Annotated in this window: 13 protein-coding genes; 10 read left to right on the forward strand and 3 right to left on the reverse strand. The window is 44.0% G+C overall.

Annotated features, from left to right (window positions below):
- Positions 1-78: 78 nt before the first annotated feature.
- From HF888_RS06455 to HF888_RS06465, 3 genes are all read right to left on the reverse strand, one after another.
- Positions 79-786 (reverse strand): HAD family hydrolase, encoded by a 708-nt coding sequence (locus HF888_RS06455; RefSeq protein WP_007017498.1) that lies wholly within the window; start codon positions 784-786, stop codon positions 79-81.
- Positions 786-1,493, reverse strand: coding sequence for a bifunctional 2-polyprenyl-6-hydroxyphenol methylase/3-demethylubiquinol 3-O-methyltransferase UbiG (gene ubiG, locus HF888_RS06460; RefSeq protein WP_007017499.1), 708 nt, complete (start codon positions 1,491-1,493; stop codon positions 786-788). Before ubiG ends, HF888_RS06455 begins: the two co-directional genes overlap by 1 nt.
- 252 nt (positions 1,494-1,745) lie before the next feature.
- Complete coding sequence (locus HF888_RS06465; RefSeq protein WP_007017500.1) at positions 1,746-3,065, reverse strand: TRZ/ATZ family hydrolase; 1,320 nt, start codon at positions 3,063-3,065, stop codon at positions 1,746-1,748.
- A 201-nt stretch (positions 3,066-3,266) separates the two neighbouring features.
- Here HF888_RS06465 and gyrA point away from each other — a divergent pair, with 201 nt between their 5' ends.
- From gyrA to HF888_RS06515, 10 genes are all read left to right on the forward strand, one after another.
- Positions 3,267-5,873, forward strand: a complete 2,607-nt coding sequence (gyrA, locus tag HF888_RS06470) for a DNA gyrase subunit A (RefSeq protein ID WP_007017501.1) — start codon at positions 3,267-3,269, stop codon at positions 5,871-5,873.
- A gap of 3 nt (positions 5,874-5,876) precedes the next feature.
- On the forward strand, positions 5,877-7,043 hold the full coding sequence (locus tag HF888_RS06475; RefSeq protein ID WP_007017502.1) for a Wzz/FepE/Etk N-terminal domain-containing protein: 1,167 nt from the start codon (positions 5,877-5,879) through the stop codon (positions 7,041-7,043).
- A complete protein-coding gene (gene serC / locus HF888_RS06480) occupies positions 7,044-8,126 on the forward strand; it encodes a 3-phosphoserine/phosphohydroxythreonine transaminase (RefSeq protein WP_007017503.1) in 1,083 nt (360 codons plus the stop codon).
- 641 nt (positions 8,127-8,767) lie between these two features.
- Entirely contained in the window at positions 8,768-9,856 is a 1,089-nt protein-coding gene (gene pheA, locus HF888_RS06485; RefSeq protein WP_007017504.1) for a prephenate dehydratase, read from the forward strand.
- Between the two features lie 197 nt (positions 9,857-10,053).
- Positions 10,054-11,157, forward strand: coding sequence for a histidinol-phosphate transaminase (gene hisC / locus HF888_RS06490; protein WP_007017505.1), 1,104 nt, complete (start codon positions 10,054-10,056; stop codon positions 11,155-11,157).
- Between the two features lie 11 nt (positions 11,158-11,168).
- Complete coding sequence (locus HF888_RS06495; protein WP_207798120.1) at positions 11,169-13,391, forward strand: bifunctional prephenate dehydrogenase/3-phosphoshikimate 1-carboxyvinyltransferase; 2,223 nt, start codon at positions 11,169-11,171, stop codon at positions 13,389-13,391.
- Positions 13,392-13,402: 11 nt separating this feature from the next.
- The gene (cmk, locus tag HF888_RS06500; RefSeq protein WP_007017507.1) at positions 13,403-14,083 is read left to right on the forward strand and encodes a (d)CMP kinase; all 681 of its coding nucleotides are present in this window, start codon (positions 13,403-13,405) and stop codon (positions 14,081-14,083) included.
- Between the two features lie 156 nt (positions 14,084-14,239).
- Entirely contained in the window at positions 14,240-15,922 is a 1,683-nt protein-coding gene (gene rpsA, locus HF888_RS06505; protein ID WP_007017508.1) for a 30S ribosomal protein S1, read from the forward strand.
- Positions 15,923-16,049: 127 nt separating this feature from the next.
- A complete protein-coding gene (locus HF888_RS06510; RefSeq protein ID WP_168367052.1) occupies positions 16,050-17,195 on the forward strand; it encodes a capsular polysaccharide export protein, LipB/KpsS family in 1,146 nt (381 codons plus the stop codon).
- 5 nt (positions 17,196-17,200) lie between these two features.
- The gene (locus tag HF888_RS06515) at positions 17,201-18,301 is read left to right on the forward strand and encodes a glycosyltransferase (protein WP_007017510.1); all 1,101 of its coding nucleotides are present in this window, start codon (positions 17,201-17,203) and stop codon (positions 18,299-18,301) included.
- The last annotated feature ends 2 nt before the right edge of the window (positions 18,302-18,303 follow it).

Raw genomic sequence — 18,303 nt, forward strand, 5'->3', positions numbered from 1 at the left:
GATTATCCGAGCTGATTGTTCACTTTGGAGCGGTCATTCGTTGCCGCTTGCCGTGTTTAGCTAATATTAGAGCGGCACTTATTGGCGTTCGCGGCGCATTGTAACTGAAATCAGATGTTGCGCCAGTGCTTCGCTTGTCGCAAAGGTCTGATCAGCTTGCCATGATTTCGCTTCTTGGGGGCTTCCGACATAACCGAATTCGCAGGCCAGTGTTGTCATACTCGCGGCTTTACCTGCTTGAATATCGCGTAGATGATCGCCAACATAGATGCAGTTACTTGCGTTTACTGACATCTCCTTGCAAGCCAGCAGTAGCGCTTCAGGATTGGGTTTTCGATGCGTAACGTCATCCGGACAAACTAAACTGTCTATGTAATCCTCAAGAACACCATGATTGATTTTTAGCTGTTTTAGTAGGGCATCGGCGTACAAGCGAGGTTTATTTGTGACGATGGCGGCTGGAATGCCTTGTTCTTTGAAGTGCAGCAACATCGCGTCAAACCCAGGAAATAGTCGGGTTTCTTGCGCTACATTTTGAAGGTATAGGTCCAATAGTCTCTGACGTTGTCGAGCATATTCGGGATGACCTTCGTCTATATCATAAGCTAGGTTGATCAAGGCGCGGGCACCATTGCTGACAACTGAGCGAACGCTTTCATAGGAGAGGGCGTCCAAGCCATCGGCCATACGCATCTCATTAATCACCACAAAGAAATCAGGAGCGGTGTCGACCAAGGTGCCATCAAGATCGAATAAAACTGCGTCATAGTGTTTGTTTTCGATCATTATTCACCGCTCGCGGGTTTGCAGGTTTGCAACAGATAATTAACGTCGGTATCTCGCGCTAGCTTGTACGTTTTAGTGATCGGGTTGTAGGTCATGCCTTTTAATTCACCCACTTGAAGACCAGCCTCTCGACAATACTTTGCTAATTCACTCGGGCGAATGAACTTACGATAATCATGGGTGCCCTTTGGCAGCATATTTAACACATATTCCGCACCAATGATTGCTAGCAAGTAGCTTTTAGGATTGCGATTAAGTGTTGAGAAAAATACATGGCCGCCGGGTTTGCATAAATCAAAACAGGCTTTAACAATAGAGGCGGGATCAGGCACATGCTCCAACACCTCTAAGCAGGTAACGACATCGAAACTTGCAGGTTCTTGTTCGGCTAACTCTTCGACCGGTAATTGCTTATAGTCAATGTTTAACTGTGACTCCAAGGCGTGTAATTTAGCAACCGTCAAAGGAGCTTCACCCATATCAAGACCGGTGACCTGAGCACCCCGTTGCGCCATGGCTTCGCTTAAAATACCACCGCCACAGCCTACATCTAAAACACGTTTTCCTGCTAAACCTGCGTGACCATCAATAAAATTGGTACGTAGTGGGTTAATGTCGTGCAGTGGCTTGAATTCACTTTCTTTATCCCACCAGCGACTGGCGAGTGCTTCGAATTTCGCGACTTCTGATTGATCTACATTTGCCATAATTATTTAGTGCTTAAATTTTAATGTTTAAATTATCGTCATTCCTGCGAAGGCGGGAACTATTTTTAATAGTATTTTATTGTTTAGTGCTTACTTTGTTGTCATTCCCGCGAAGGCGGGAATCCATTTTATTAATTTTGAATGTTGAGTTGTAAATGATGGATTCTCCGGTCTATCGCTTCGCGACGCCGGAGAATGACGGCCAACCAATAATTCAACACCCATCATTCACAATTCAACACGAAAATAATCTCATAGCTCATCATTCACAATTCGATTCGACCAGTCTTGCGCTAACTCAATTAACTGCGATTCATTTAAATGGCAAAATTGCCCGTTTTTTATTTGTTGGCGTCCAGCTACCCAAACATGGTTAACGCGGTGGCCTGTGTTATAGGCCAAATGAGAAACCGGATCAAATACTGGCTGTGCCGCAATATGATTAAATGAGATAGCAATCATATCCGCTTGCTTGCCGTTGGCCAATGAACCAATTTGATCTTCCATGCCCAATGCTTTTGCACCGTTAATCGTTGCCATTTTTAAAGCATCGATTGCTGGGATGGCTGAAGCGTCTTTTGCCACGGCTTTGGCTAGAAGAGCAGCAGTATGTAATTCACCAAACATGTTTAGATCGTTGTTGCTAGCGCTGCCGTCGGTTCCAAGAGCGACATTGATGCCGTTTTGAGAAAGTTTATGAATCGGGCAGAAACCACTGGCCAGTTTTAAATTCGACTCAGGGCAGTGAATCACATGGACTCCATTGCGTTTTAATATTTCTACGTCAGTCTCATTGACCTGAGTTACGTGAACCGCTTGTACATCAGGACCAAAAAAATTCAAATCTTCTAAGCGTTCAGTGGGGCGTTTTCCTGTTTTCTCTAATGCATCAGCCACTTCGAATTCGGTTTCATGCAAATGGATTTGAATGGGCAAACCGAGTTGATTGCTCAGCGTACGAATTTTGTTCAAAGGTTCGTCACTGACGGTGTAGGGCGCATGCGGACCAAAGCCAATATTGATGAGTGGATGGTGTTTAAATTCATCGTGGGCTTTGACAATTTTTTCAATGTAATCATCCGAGCCAGATCCATAGGGAGTTGGGAAGTCCAGTACCGGTCCATAGCACGTTGCACGCATCCCTATTTCGGCACTGACGTTCGCAACGGCATCAGGGTAGAAATACATATCACTGAAGCAGGTCGTACCGGACTGTAGCATTTCAGCGATGGCGATTTTTGCACCATCAGCGACGAAGTCTTCACTGACCCATTTACCCTCTGCGGGCCATATATGATCGTTTAGCCATTCCATCAGTGGCAAGTCGTCGGCTAAACCTTTGAACAAATTCATCGCCACATGCCCATGGGTGTTGATTAGCCCAGGCATCAGCAACTGATCATCCAATGCTATATGTTTGGCCTCAGGGAATTCGATCAATGCTTGTTCAGTGAGCATGATGGCTTGGATCACATCCGCCTTCATCACCACGCTGTGATTAACAAGTACATCATCCGATTCCATGGTGAGTAACCACTTAGGTGACAATATAATGGATTTCGGATTGGCCATTATGAGACTCCTTAGCCTTGAGGTGTATAAAAATCATACCGCTTGTACGTCAGTATACCGGATTTGGGTGTATTTTAGCGCCATTAATTGGAGCTAATGCCTTGATTTGTGGTAAAGTTCTGGGCTTCGCGAAATAACAATAACACCGGTTTAGATACGTTCGATAGTCTCGAGCGACTTCGGTAAACAAGGGATACCTGCATGGGTGACTTAAGTAAAGAAATCCTGCCCGTAAATATTGAAGACGAGCTGAAACAATCCTACATGGATTACGCCATGAGCGTAATCGTGGGTCGTGCGTTACCAGACGTTCGTGACGGGTTAAAACCTGTTCACCGTCGTGTACTTCACGCCATGAACATTCTGAATAACGACTGGAATAAACCTTACAAAAAATCGGCCCGTGTGGTGGGTGATGTAATCGGTAAATACCACCCACACGGCGATAGCGCGGTTTATGACACAATCGTTCGAATGGCCCAGCCATTTGCGATGCGTTACACATTGGTTGACGGTCAAGGCAACTTTGGCTCCATTGACGGTGATAGCGCTGCGGCAATGCGTTATACCGAAGTGCGTATGGCAAAAATCGCACATGAGATGCTGGCGGATATCGATAAAGAAACCGTTAATTTTGTCGACAACTACGACGGTACTGAACAAATCCCTGAAGTATTGCCGACACGAATCCCATCACTATTGGTGAATGGCTCTAGTGGTATTGCAGTGGGTATGGCAACAAATATCCCACCTCATAACTTAACTGAGGTGATCACTGGTTGTTTAGCATTGATTGAAAATCCAGAAATCGATGTTGATGGTCTGATGCAATACATCACAGGCCCTGATTTCCCAACAGCAGCCCTCATTAACGGTCGCGACGGTATTGTTGATGCCTATCGCACAGGCCGTGGTCGTATTCAAATGCGTGCCCGTCATCATTTTGAGATGGATGATAAGAACGGTAAAGAATCGATTATCTTTACTGAGATCCCGTACCAGGTGAACAAAGCTCGTTTGATTGAAAAAATCGCTGAGCTAGTAAAAGACAAAAAAATCGAAGGGATTACTGAGCTTCGCGATGAGTCCGATAAAGATGGTATGCGCATCGTTGTTGAATTGCGCCGTGGTGAAGTGCCTGAAGTAGTACTGAATAATCTATTTGCACAAACTCAGCTGCAAACCGTATTCGGTATTAATACGGTGGCTCTAGTAGATGGTCAGCCGAAGATTCTAAACCTGAAGGATATGTTGGAAGCCTTCGTACGTCACCGCCGTGAAGTGGTGACACGCCGTACGATTTATGATCTGCGAAAAGCCCGCGAGCGCGGTCATATTTTAGAAGGTCTAGCAGTGGCGCTGGCGAATATCGATCCTGTCATCGCAACCATTAAAGCGTCTCCAACAGCGGCCGAAGCTAAAGACAAGCTAATCAGTACGGCTTGGCAACCAGGTGATGTCATGGAAATGCTGGAGCGTGCAGGTCCTGATGCGTGTCGTCCTGATGATTTAGATCCGCAATTTGGCTTCCGTGATGGTAATTACTATCTTTCACCTGCTCAGGCTCAAGCCATTTTGGATATGCGTCTTCAGAAGTTGACCGGCCTAGAGCACGACAAGCTTATCGACGAATACAAAGTCAAAGTAGATGAAATAGCAGAATACTTGCAGATTCTTGCTAGTCACGAGCGCTTGATGGAAGTGATTCGTGAGGAATTAGAAAGCATTAAAGATGAGTACGGCGATGGACGTCTGACAGAAATTGTTGAAACGCGCCGTCATTTAACGATGGAAGATTTAATTGCTGAAGAAGATATGGTGGTGACGCTGTCTCATGGTGGTTACGCCAAGATTCAGCCAGTAACTGATTACCAAGCTCAGCGCCGAGGCGGTCGTGGAAAGTCTGCTTCTGCTATTAAAGATGAAGACTTTATCGAGCATTTATTAGTAGCGAATACCCACGATACCATCCTCTGCTTTAGTAATGCTGGTAAAGTTTATTGGTTAAAGGTTTACGATATTCCAGTGGCCAGTCGTCAAAGTCGCGGTCGTCCAATCGTTAATCTATTGCCGCTTGAGCAAGATGAATGGATCACAACGATTCTGCCTGTTCGGGAGTACACAGAAGGCCACTACATCTTTATGGCGACCAGCAAGGGCACAGTGAAGAAAACTGACCTTACAGCGTTTTCTCGTCCACGCTCTAGCGGTTTGATTGCTTTAGAGTTGGAAGAAGGTGACACCTTGATGGGTGCTGAAATTACCGACGGCAACCAAGATGTATTGCTCATGAGCGACGTGGGTAAAGCGGTTCGTTTTGCTGAAAGTAATGTTCGTGCCATGGGGCGCACCGCACGCGGTGTTCGTGGTATCAAGATGCAAGACGATCAAAAAGTCGTTTCACTAATGATTCCAAAAGAAGGTGCCACCGTACTGACCGCTAGTGAGCATGGTTATGGTAAGCGTACCGACGTAGACGAATTCCCAACCAAAGGCCGCGGTACACAGGGTGTTATCGGTATGGTCACTAACGACCGCAATGGTAAGTTGGTGGGTGCTGTGCAAGTGTTTGATGGCAATGAAATTATGCTGATCACAAACCAAGGTACTCTAGTTCGTACTCGCGTGAGTGAGGTGTCTACTCTTGGTCGAAATACTCAAGGTGTCACCCTAATTCGTGTTCAAGAAGGCGAGCGTTTAGTGGGTATTGCGCCGATTATGGATGAAGACGAAGATATGGATTCGGTTGTGAATGAGCAAACTCTACCTGCGGAAGATGACTCCGAAGAAGCCAGCGGTGAGGAATAATCGATGACGGAAGGATATGTCGAAGAGCAATTAGATAATCGTCCAAATAATTCAGATGAAATTGATTTATTTGATTTATGGGATGATGTTGTCGAAAACAAGGTCTGGGTTTTAGCTGGTTTGCTTGGCTGTATTATCTTGGCGGCATTATATCTATTGCGTGCTACTGAGATTTTTGAAACTCAAGTGGTTATTAAGCCGCCATCGGATGTTCATGTGTTGGAATTGAATCCACCTCAGTTGAGTGCGACAAAGCTCAGTAGTAAGGGCGAGGCAGTCATATATGAGGACGAGATATTTGGGCTAACTGCCGAACAGGCCTATCAAGAAGCGCAGAAGGCCGTCTTGTCTAAAGAATATCGAAAAGCTTTTTTTAAGGATCACATTCCTGTTATTGAGGAGTTCGGTACGGTTTATAGTGACAAGCTATTGATGAATCAGAACTTTGCCAACTTCGATAGGCTTTTCTCTTTTTCTGTTTCCAATGCTAAAAAAGATACAGAGCAGTTTACCAAGCTAAGCTTTGAATTCCCTGATTCCCAAGAAAGTGCCGAGCTGTTAAACGCGTTTGTTGTGTATGCTTTGGTTAAAAAACTTGAGGAAATCAAAACAACGCTTTCAGGTAAGGTACAGGCAGAAATTTTAAATCTACAGTATCAAGTAGATAAGCTAAAAGAAGAGTATAAGGGTGAGCGCAATCGCACCCTATTATTACTTAATGAAGCGAAACACATTGCTGAAAAAGTAGGTATCAACAAGCCAGCATTTGATAAAAATCAAGTGTTAACTGAAGAGCCGCCTTTGTATATGTATGGCTCTAAAGCGTTGAATGCAGAAATTGGTGCTATCAAGAATCGAGATTCAATGGCAAAAGATCTTTCCTTTGGTGAAGAATACTTTATCGAAGGCGTTTCTCAGTTGCTTTATCGTATTGATCAGCTGAAAAAACTGGAAGTAGATTACTCAAAAGTAAAACTCGCATTGATCGACGAGGAGGCTATTCCGCCAACTTCCCCAATCAAGCCGAAGAAATTACTTATTTTAGCGCTAGCAGGTGTCGCAGGCTTGTTTGGCGGTATAATGCTAGCCCTAATAATGGCGGCTTTTAAGCGACATAAAGAAGCTCGTCGTCGCAGAGCGTTAAAGCGTTTAGAAAAGAAGAACGGATAAATGAGTCGAGTTTATAATTTTTGTGCAGGCCCTGCGGCCTTGCCGACCGCGGTTCTCGAGAAGGCATCAGCAGAGATGCTAGACTGGAACGGTATGGGACTGTCTGTAATGGAAATGTCTCATCGTAGTGACGAGTATGTTTCGATAGCACAAAAAGCCGAGCAGGACTTACGCGATTTATTGCATATTCCTAGTAACTATAAAGTGTTGTTTATGCAGGGTGGTGCAACCGCCCAGTTCGCTATGATCCCATTGAATTTGTTGGGCGATAAAAAAAGTGCGGATTACATTAATACCGGTCAGTGGTCTGCTAAGGCTATTAAAGAAGCGTCACGATATTGTGACGTGAAGGTTGTAGCGAGTTCGGAAGATAAAAACTTTAGTTATGCTCCAACACAATCAGATTTAAACTTAAATCCTGATGCCGCCTATGTGCATTACACTCCCAATGAAACGATTGGGGGAGTTGCGTTTGATTACATTCCCGAAACTGGAGATGTTCCGTTAGTAGCAGACTTTTCCTCTTCTATTTTAAGTGAGGAGTTGGACGTTTCTAAGTTCGGTATGATTTACGCGGGGGCTCAGAAGAACATAGGTCCGGCAGGTTTATGTATTGTGATTATTCGTGAAGATCTATTAGGCGACGCACGAACTGAAACGCCGACCTCCATGAATTATAAAGTGGCAGCGGATAATGACTCAATGTATAACACGCCGCCAACCTACTCTTGGTATTTAGCAGGCTTGGTGTTTGAGTGGTTAAAGCAGCAGGGTGGGGTGAAAGGCATTGCTGTGATTAACGATCGCAAAGCCAGTAAACTGTACAAATATATTGATCAAAGTGATTTTTATGCGAATCCAGTGGCCGTCAATAACAGATCTAAAATGAACGTACCTTTCACTCTCAAGAATAGTGATTTAGACAAAGCGTTTTTGCAGGGTGCCGATAAAGCCGGTTTGTTGAATTTAAAAGGGCATCGCAGTGTTGGTGGTATGCGTGCGAGTATTTACAACGCCGTACCAGAAGAGGCGGTAGATGCATTAATTGCCTACATGGATGAATTTGCTAATAGTAATAGTTAGTGTTGAGTCGTGAGTGTTCGATGATTTATTTATTGATACTTATGTCAAACAATATCGTCATTCTCCGGCGTCGCGAAGCGACATGGACCGGAGAATCTATTTAATTTGTATTGAGTTTGGAATGTTAAGTGTTGATTTTTACATGTCATTCCCGATTCGATAGGTAGTCCATTGGACGAAATGAAATAAATTGGATGGATTCTCAGTCAAGCTGAGAATGACGAATACAACCTGTCGTTCCCGACTTGATCGGGAATCCATTGAGCGGTATGAAATAAATTGGATGGATTCTCAGTCAAGCTGAGAATGACGAATACAACCTGTCGTTCCCGACTTGATCGGGAATCCATTGAGCGGTATGAAATAAATTGGATGGATTCTCAGTCAAGCTGAGAATGACGAATACAACCTGTCGTTCCCGACTTGATCGGGAATCCATTGAGCGGTATGAAATAAATTGGATGGATTCTCAGTCAAGCTGGGAATGACGAATACAACCTGTCGTTCCCGACTTGATCGGGAATCCATTGAGCGGTATGAAATAAACTAGATGGATTCTTAGTCAAGCTGAGAATGACGATAAACTAAATACTAAGCATTAATAACCAAACAAAGTTGGCTGTTAAAACTGAGAATAAACAGTGAGTGAAGAACAAGAGTTAAGCAAATTGCGTGATCAAATTGATCAAATTGACCAGCAAATACAGCAGCTAGTGAATGATCGAGCGAAATGCGCACAAGCAGTGGCCGAAGTGAAAGAGCGTTATGCTCAGGGACAGCAGATCCAGTTTTATCGCCCAGAACGTGAAGCTCAAGTGCTTCGAAAGGTAATGGATCGTAATCAAGGTCCGATTGCTAATGAAGATATGGCGCGACTTTTCCGTGAAGTGATGTCTATGTGCTTGGCGTTAGAAGAGCCGCTTAAGGTTGCATACTTAGGTCCACAAGGTACCTTCACACAAGCTGCTGCACTCAAACACTTTGGACATAGCGTCCTTTGTGAAAGCCAAGTTTCTATCTCTGATGTTTTTCGTGAAGTGGAAGCCGGAACCATGAATTACGGTGTTGTTCCTGTCGAAAATTCCACTGAAGGGGTTGTTACTCACACGCTAGACAGTTTTGCTGGCTCCAGCCTACAGATCTGTGGCGAAGTTGCGTTGCGTATTCATCATCATTTCTTATCCAATACGGATCCAGAAAAAATTACACGCGTTTATAGTCATCCGCAATCCTTAGCTCAGTGCCGTCAGTGGCTTGATAGTCGTTGGGCAAAGATCGAGCGCATTCCTGTCAGTTCTAATGCTGAAGCAGCTCGACGAGCGGCGAGCGAAGAGGGTGCCGCAGCCATAGCGGGTGATGCCGCTGCAGAGTTGTATAGTATCAAGGTGCTGGCTTCTTCCATTGAGGATATGCCAGACAATACGACTCGATTTTTGATTATTGGACGAGACGAAACTGACGCAAGCGGTGATGATAAGACATCGATTATGGTAAGCAGTCGTAACCAACCAGGTGCTTTGTATCATGTGCTCGCGCCCTTTCACGAAAAAGACATTAGCTTAACGCGTATTGAAACACGTCCATCAGGTGTCGGTACTTGGAATTATAATTTCTTTATTGATTTTGAAGGGCATGTGACAAACGAAAACATAAAAGAGGTTTTAGGCAAGGTGTCGGCCTCAGCAACGGAAGTGAAAGTATTAGGTTCGTATCCAAAAGCCGTACTTTGATAGTTTTGAGTGTTTGGTGTTGAATGTTGAGTTCAACCCGTCATTCCCGACTTGATCGGGAATCCATTGAGCGGTATGAAATAAACTAGCTGGATTCTCAGTCAAGCTGAGAATGACGATAAACTAAACACTAAACACTAAACACTAAACACTAAATATTAAATATTAAATATTAAGCATTCAACACTAAACCATTTATGACTTTACTAGATCACGCAGTACAAGCGGTTAAGGAACTTCGTCCTTATCAACCCGGCAAACCCATTGATGAGCTAGCCCGTGAATTTGGTCTAGCAGTCGAAGATATTGTCAAGCTTGCCAGTAACGAGAATCCGTTAGGACCCAGCCCGAAGGCGATCACAGCTATTGAAAAAGCACTTAAGGAATTGACCCGTTACCCGGACGGTAATGGTTTTAACCTAAAAAAAATATTGAGTGAGAAGCTTGAAGTGGCTCCTGCCCAAATTACCTTAGGAAATGGTTCAAGCGACATTCTAGAATTTATTGTTAAGTGCTTTGTGAATGATGGTGATGAAGTTGTTGTGAGTCAGCATGCATTCGCTATTTATGGTTTAGTAGCAAAGATGCAAGGTGGCGTTGTAACTCAGGTCCCTGCAAAAAATTGGGGGCATGACTTAGAGGCCATGGCCGCAGCAATTTCGGATAAAACCAAAGTCGTATTTGTTACCAATCCAAATAATCCAACAGGCACTTGGAATACAAAAGCCGAAGTCGATGCGTTTTTGGCTAAGGTGCCAAAGCATGTGGTTGTATTGCTAGATGAGGCTTACTTCGAATATGTTCACAAGCCTGATTATCCAAATGGGATTGATTACTTAAAAGACTACCCTAACTTAGTCGTAACCCGTACCTTCTCTAAGGCCTATGGTTTGGCGTCTTTGCGCGTCGGCTATGGCATAAGCAGCGAAGAATTAGCGGACTTAATGAATCGTGTGCGTCCACCCTTTAACGTTGATTCTTTAGCATTGGCTGCGGCTGAGGCTACGCTGAAGGATGATGCCTATGTTCGTCAAAGTATACAGTTGAACGACGACGGCATGGCGCAATTGGAACAGGGTTTTGATCAGTTAAACGTGAAGTGGATACCCTCTGTGGGGAATTTCATTTGTTTTGAGGTAACAGGGAAGGCCGCTGAGATTTATCAAGGCTTGTTAGAAAAAGGTGTCATTGTTCGCCCAGTCGCAGGCTACGAAATGCCCGATCATCTTCGTGTATCCATTGGTACATATGAAGAAAATGAAACCTTTTTACTCGCGTTGAAGTCGTTGCTGCAAGGTTGATGGTTAGCGTAATGAATCGAGTAAAACCGACTACATGTATTATCGGTCTTGGACTAATTGGCGCTTCTTGGATTAAAGCATTACGCGGCCAAGATAAAGTCGGACCTGTGGTTGGCTATGATCGTAATCTGGATTCTATGCAGCTGGCAAAAGAGACAGGTCTCATTGACGAATACACAGAAGACCTTGCTCTCGCGGTGAAGGACGCTGAATTTATTATTATTTCTGTGCCCATTTTGGCGATTGAATCTATATTGCAAACAATAAAAGATTCAATAAAGTCTGATGCGATCATCACGGACGTAGGTAGTGTTAAGGGTAGTGTGGCTCGCGATATTCGCCGAGTGTTTGCCAAAGACTTGCCTAATTTTATATTAGGCCATCCTATTGCCGGCAGTGAAAAGAGTGGCGTAACCGCTGCGGATGAAACCCTGTATCAAAATCACAAAGTGATTTTGACTCCTTTGCCTGAAACCTCTCCCGGGGCATTGCAGTTTGTGATTGAAATGTGGGAAGTGGCAGGTGCGAAAGTCGAAACCATGTCAGTGGAACATCATGATGAAGTGCTTGCCGCGACTAGTCACTTGCCGCATCTGTTAGCCTATTCGCTTGTGGATACACTAGCTCACAGTCACGAAAATAAAGAAATTTTCAATTACGCTGCAGGTGGTTTTCGTGACTTCACTCGAATAGCAGCAAGTAGCCCAACTATGTGGCATGACATATTTACGGCCAATAAAGATGCTGTTTTACATGCCCTAGATTTATTTACAGAAGATTTAAACAAGCTAAGAAGTGCGGTAGAAACGTCTGATAGCACAGCTATGATGGGCGTCTTTACTCGTGCTAAAGTAGCCAGAGATCATTTTTCCACAATATTAGCCCGTCGAGCTTACTTAGAGCCTATGAAAAATACCGTTATTAATTATATTGCTACGCCAGGCGCATCGGTACGAGGCTCGTTCCGTGTACCTGGTGATAAATCTATTAGTCACCGATCCATCATGTTGGGTTCAATTGCGACTGGCACAACAGAAGTAGAAGGTTTTTTAGAAGGTGAAGACAGTCTTGCTACTTTGCAAGCATTTCGTGACATGGGCGTCGTCATTGAAGGCCCGCATCGTGGTCGCGTGACCATTCATGGTGTCGGTCTTCATGGTTTGCAATCACCACCAAATACACTGTATTTAGGAAACTCCGGCACGTCCATGCGTCTGCTTGCAGGATTGATGGCGGGGCAAAGCTTTGATGTCGAAATGACAGGAGATGAGTCACTTTCAAAGCGTCCCATGAACCGAGTGGCGAATCCATTGCGTGAAATGGGGGCTACTATCGAGACTGCAGCAGAGGGTCGTCCACCTTTATTGATTAAAGGTGGTGACGCTTTAACAGGTATTGACTACACGTTGCCCATGGCCAGTGCTCAGGTTAAATCCTGTGTTTTGCTTGCTGGTTTGTATGCAAAAGGTACAACGTCAGTGGTTGAACCCGCGCCAACACGCGATCATACAGAAAGAATGCTGCAAGGTTTCGGCTACCCAGTATCAGTCGAGGGTTCAAAAGTGACCATAGAATCAGGTCACGAATTAAAGGCAACCAAAATTGATGTGCCGTCTGATATCTCATCAGCCGCTTTCTTTATGGTCGCTGCGTCTATTGCGCCAGACAGTGATATTACTCTACAACACGTGGGGATTAATCCAACGCGTATTGGTGTGATCAACATATTGCGTGCGATGGGTGCCAATATTGAATTGAGCAATGAAAAAGAAGTGGGTGGTGAGCCCGTGGCGGATATTCGTGTGCGAAGTGCGCAGTTGAAAGGTATTAACATTCCTGAGGATCAGGTGCCGCTAGCGATCGATGAGTTCCCCGCAATATTTATTGCAGCGGCTTGCGCCGAAGGTAAAACAGTCTTAACAGGCGCTGAGGAATTGCGCGTCAAAGAGAGTGACCGTATTCAGGCGATGGTCGACGGGCTAAAAATCTTAGGCGTAGAAGCAGAAGGTACAGAAGATGGCGCCATTATCAGTGGCTTCGGTGCGCAAGGTGCGTTTGGCGGTGGCGAAATTGTCACTCATCATGATCACCGAATTGCCATGTCATTTACGGTTGCTTCTCTAAGAGCCGAAAAGCAAATTAAAGTACTAGATTGTGCTAACGTTGCCACGAGCTTCCCTGGTTTTGTGGATTTGGCACGCCATTGCGGCATTCAAGTACAAGAAGAAGTATAAGGATTAGTAGCATGAGTCAGGTACCCGTACTCACCATTGATGGCCCAGGTGGGGCAGGCAAGGGCACCATTTGTCAGATGGTGGCTAAAAAGTTGAAATGGCATTTGCTAGACAGTGGTGCGCTATATCGCTTAACTGCGCTTGCGGCGCAAAAACACGATGTAGAATTAGATAACGAAGAATCCGTGGCTGTTTTGGCAAAATGTTTGGATGTGCAGTTTCTTCCGCAAGAGGAAGGGTTGGTTAATACTATTCTTGAGGGTGAAGACGTTAGTCAGGCTATCCGCACAGAAGAGGCGGGTAATTTGGCCAGTCAAGTAGCGGCCATGCCGGCAGTGCGTCAAGCATTGCTAGAGAGGCAACGTGATTTCGCGCAAGCACCAGGCGTTGTTGCCGACGGTCGTGACATGGGCACAGTGGTATTTCCAGATGCACCTGTGAAGATTTACCTCACAGCATCCGCTGAGGAAAGGGCGAAACGCCGCTTTTTACAACTACAAGAAAAGGGTGTCGACGCGGATATTGAGAAAATCTTGATGGACATTCAAGCACGAGATGAGCGTGATATGAATCGCGAAGTAGCGCCGCTGCGTCCAGCTGAAGATGCGCTTGTCGTAGAAAGTACCAATATGAGCATTGAGCAGGTATTAGATGTGGTTATAACCGAGCTGGAGTCAAAGAACCTCATTTAATCAACTCAAAAACCTCTATTCAAACCCGATTTCCTGCTGTATAATTCGCGCCCAAATCTATCTGTATGAGGTCGTCTTTGCCAGACGTGGATCGCCTCATACAATGTAAAACAGACCCATCAACTGGCATGGTGGTTGAAACCTCTAGGTATTTTAATGTCTGAATCTTTTGCTGAACTCTTTGAAGAATCTCTATCTGGTCTAGATATGCAACAAGGTAGTATCGTTACTGGTACTGTTGTTGATATCGACTCTGACTGGGTAATCGTAAACGCAGGTCTTAAGTCTGAAGCGGTTATTCCTCGTAACCAATTCCTAGACGACAACGGCGAACTAGAAGTTGCTGTTGGTGATGAAGTGCCTGTATCACTAGAAGCAGTTGAAGACGGCTTCGGTGAAACCAAGCTTTCTCGCGAAAAAGCAAAACGCGCAGAGTCTTGGAAAGAGCTTGAAAAAGCCTTTGAAGCACAAGAAGTGGTTACTGGTGTTATTAACGGTAAGGTTAAAGGCGGTTTCACTGTCGACGTAGCCTCGATCCGTGCCTTCTTGCCTGGTTCATTGGTAGATGTACGTCCAGTTCGCGATACTGCGCACCTGGAAGGTAAAGAATTAGAATTCAAAGTGATCAAGCTAGATCAGAAGCGCAACAACGTTGTTGTTTCTCGTCGTGCCGTTCTTGAAACAGCTAACAGCCAAGAGCGTGATGAGCTACTTGCTAACCTACAAGAAGGTCAGGAAGTAACAGGTATCGTTAAGAACCTAACTGACTACGGTGCATTCGTAGATCTAGGTGGTGTTGACGGTCTACTACACATCACTGACATGGCGTGGAAGCGCATCAAGCACCCATCTGAGATCGTTAATGTGGGTGACGAGATTCAAGTTAAAGTACTTAAGTTCGACCGTGAGCGTAACCGTGTATCTCTAGGTCTTAAGCAGCTAGGTGAAGATCCATGGGTAGCAATCAAAGCTCGTTACCCAGAGAACACTAAAGTAACTGCTAAGGTGACTAACCTTACTGACTACGGTTGCTTCGCAGAGCTTGAAGAAGGTGTTGAAGGTCTTGTTCACGTTTCTGAAATGGATTGGACTAACAAAAACATCCACCCATCTAAAGTGGTTCAAGTGGGTGATGACGTTGAAGTTATGGTTCTGGACATCGACGAAGAGCGTCGTCGTATTTCTTTGGGTATCAAACAGTGTCAAGTTAACCCATGGGAAGAGTTCTCTAGCCAGTTCAACAAAGGCGACAAGATCAGCGGTAAGATCAAGTCTATCACTGACTTCGGTATCTTCATCGGTCTTGACGGTGGCATTGACGGTCTAGTTCACCTATCTGACATTTCTTGGAACGAGCAAGGCGAAGACGCTGTTCGTAACTACAAGAAAGGTGATGAGCTAGAAACCATCATTCTATCTATCGATCCTGAGCGTGAGCGTATTTCTCTAGGCGTTAAGCAACTAGAGCGTGACCCATTTGCTGAGTTCGTAGCTGAGAATGACAAAGGCACCATCGTTAAAGGTAAAGTAATCGAAGTTGACGCAAAAGCAGCAACTATCGAGATTGCTGAAGGTGTTGAAGCAACTCTACGTGCCTCTGAAATCAGCCGTGATCGTGTAGAAGATGCACGTAACGCACTGAAAGAAGGCGACGAAGTGGAAGCTAAGATCATCTCTGTAGATCGTAAGAATCGCAACATCGCGCTTTCTGTTAAGAGCAAAGACGAAGTTGACGACAAAGAAGCGATCAAGCAACTACGTGAGAAAGAAGCTGAGCAAGCAGGTCCAACCACTATTGGTGACCTAATCAAAGAGCAGCTTAACTCTCAGAAAGACTAATACTGCAAAGTAAGTCTTAGAGTTGTACAAAAAACCCGGTGAAAGCCGGGTTTTTTGTTGGTTGACAGTAAAATCAGTTATCATGTGACTTTTAAAAATAACAAACATAGGGACCAGAAAGTTGAGTTTGGACGTCTTATTTATATCTTCCAAAGGGTCTCAGTATCGCTATTACAAAACTTTAGCAAAAAACACCTTGTTCAAGGCGAGAGTGGTTACGCTGTTTCCGGGATTTGGGTTTAAGATTTTCAATACCGGTTTAAACAAAAAAGTGATAAATGAGGGGCTGGATTTTCACTTAGAGCGTAAAAAGCGCAAGTACTCAAACCAGTTCCCGAATGCCTTTGTTATGAAGGTTTATACTGCGTTTTCTGCACTTTATTTTTCACTGATCTACTTGAAGTTTCGTCGTTACTTAACAAGTCATAGACCGAAAAATATTTGTATATGGAATGGTCATCGACTTCCTGAAATGGCAGTAAAAGCTGCAGCACGTGGATTGGATATTAAGATCTTCTATTTTGAAAATGGCCTAATACCTAATACAACTGTCATGGACTCTTCCGGTGTAAATGCATTTAGCTCTTTACCGAAAGATCCTAATTTTTATTTGGAATACGCTAAACAGAGTACTGACAAAGTAGACTGTTTGGAAAATAAATCTTTGGTCGCAAGAAAGCCGCACAAAAGTCGTAAGAAACTTAGGTTCTCTGAGGCAGATTTAAATAAACGCTATGTCTTTGTGCCATTTCAGGTTAATTTTGATAGTCAGGTTATTGTTAATTCTCCTGTAGTTAATTCCATGCATAAACTTTACGAGTTTGTTGAGCTACTACTTCAAGAAACTCCATCAGATTTACTGTTTTATATTAAAGAGCATCCTTCTGATAGTCATACGTATTCCGAGTTGCATAAAAAGCACGATCGTATTCAGTTTGTTGATGAGAATACTGAAGAACTTATTCGTAACGCAGACGCTGTTTTGACGCTAAATTCTAGCGTTGGTATCGAGGCGTCTATGTTAGGAAAGCCAGTTATTGTTTTAGGGAATGCTTGTTATGCAATACAAAAGCTGGTTTATGTCTCAACTTCGTTTCGTCAAGTAGCGGAAATTCTGAATAATTTAGAACAGCCTGATCAAAAAGTGCGCCAAGCTTTTTTCTCATATTTGGAAAATAAATATTTATTGCCTGGTGCTTGGCAAAACTATCAGCGGAATATAGATTCAAAGCATCTTGAATGCTTTGAGAATAAAATTAAGGGCGATTTCTAGCAGGTATGAAAACGAAAAAGAATATAGTCATCATAATTGATTCTATAGGCGGTGGTGGCGCAGAGCGGGTGATGCTTGACCTAGCTCGCGGCATTGTTCAATCTGGACACAATGCGTTTTTTATAGCACTAGAAAAAAGGATTGATCATCAAGTTTATGAAGAAGTTCCCGTCTTTATTCTTTATGACGATAGAGATTTAAAGGCTATCACTCGTCGAAAAAAGGCCCGACTACAATCTGCCAAAAAATTAGAGGGGTTAGTATCTGAAATAGAAACGAGCCACGGTAAGATACATTTGTTCCTTTCTAATTTGGATCCGACAAACGGAGTTGTGGCATTGACTAAATTTGATAATGTCAAATACGTCTTGCACAGTGCTATGGAAAAAGAGGTCAAGCGAGAAAGACGGCTAGGGCCTTTTAAGTATTTTCGCAAAATAATGCAAAAGAGAGTGATGAACGATAAAGACTTGGTCGCGGTTTCTCAAGGTGTTGCAACTGAGGCAGCGACATTAGGTTTAATTAAACCAAGATCAGTGACTACTATTTATAATCCTTGCAATGTTGCTCTCATTAGAACCATGTCCGAACAATATGCCCCCGAGATTCCAAATAAACCTTTTATTTTACATGTTGGGCGCGTTGTGAAAGCCAAGCGGCATGATATCTTATTCTCTGCACTTGCGCTTGTACCTGATCAGATCATGGTTTGTCTTTGTAAAGATGTAGAAAAGGCTAAGGCTATTGCGGATAAATATGGGGTAGCTGATCGCGTAGTATTACCTGGATTCACAAATAATCCTTACGCATGGATGAAAAGAGCTGAGCTAACAGTTTTATCTTCTGACTATGAGGGCTTGCCAACTGTTTTGATCGAATCTCTCATATGTGGTACGCCAATTGTATCGACCAATTGTACATACGGTCCCTCTGAGATAATGACTGACAAGCTTTCTGAGTATTTATGTGATACAGGTGATCCCTTTGCGTTATCCAAGAACATAAAAAAGGCACTAGTAGACTACCCTGATCTTGAAAGCTTGCCTATTCTTAAAGCTGTAGAGCTGTCCAATGTGGTTGACCAATACTTAAAGTTGGCTAATTAGGG

Origin of the sequence: Bermanella marisrubri (genome assembly GCF_012295615.1) — a bacterium.
Lineage (GTDB): Bacteria > Pseudomonadota > Gammaproteobacteria > Pseudomonadales > Oceanobacteraceae > Bermanella > Bermanella marisrubri.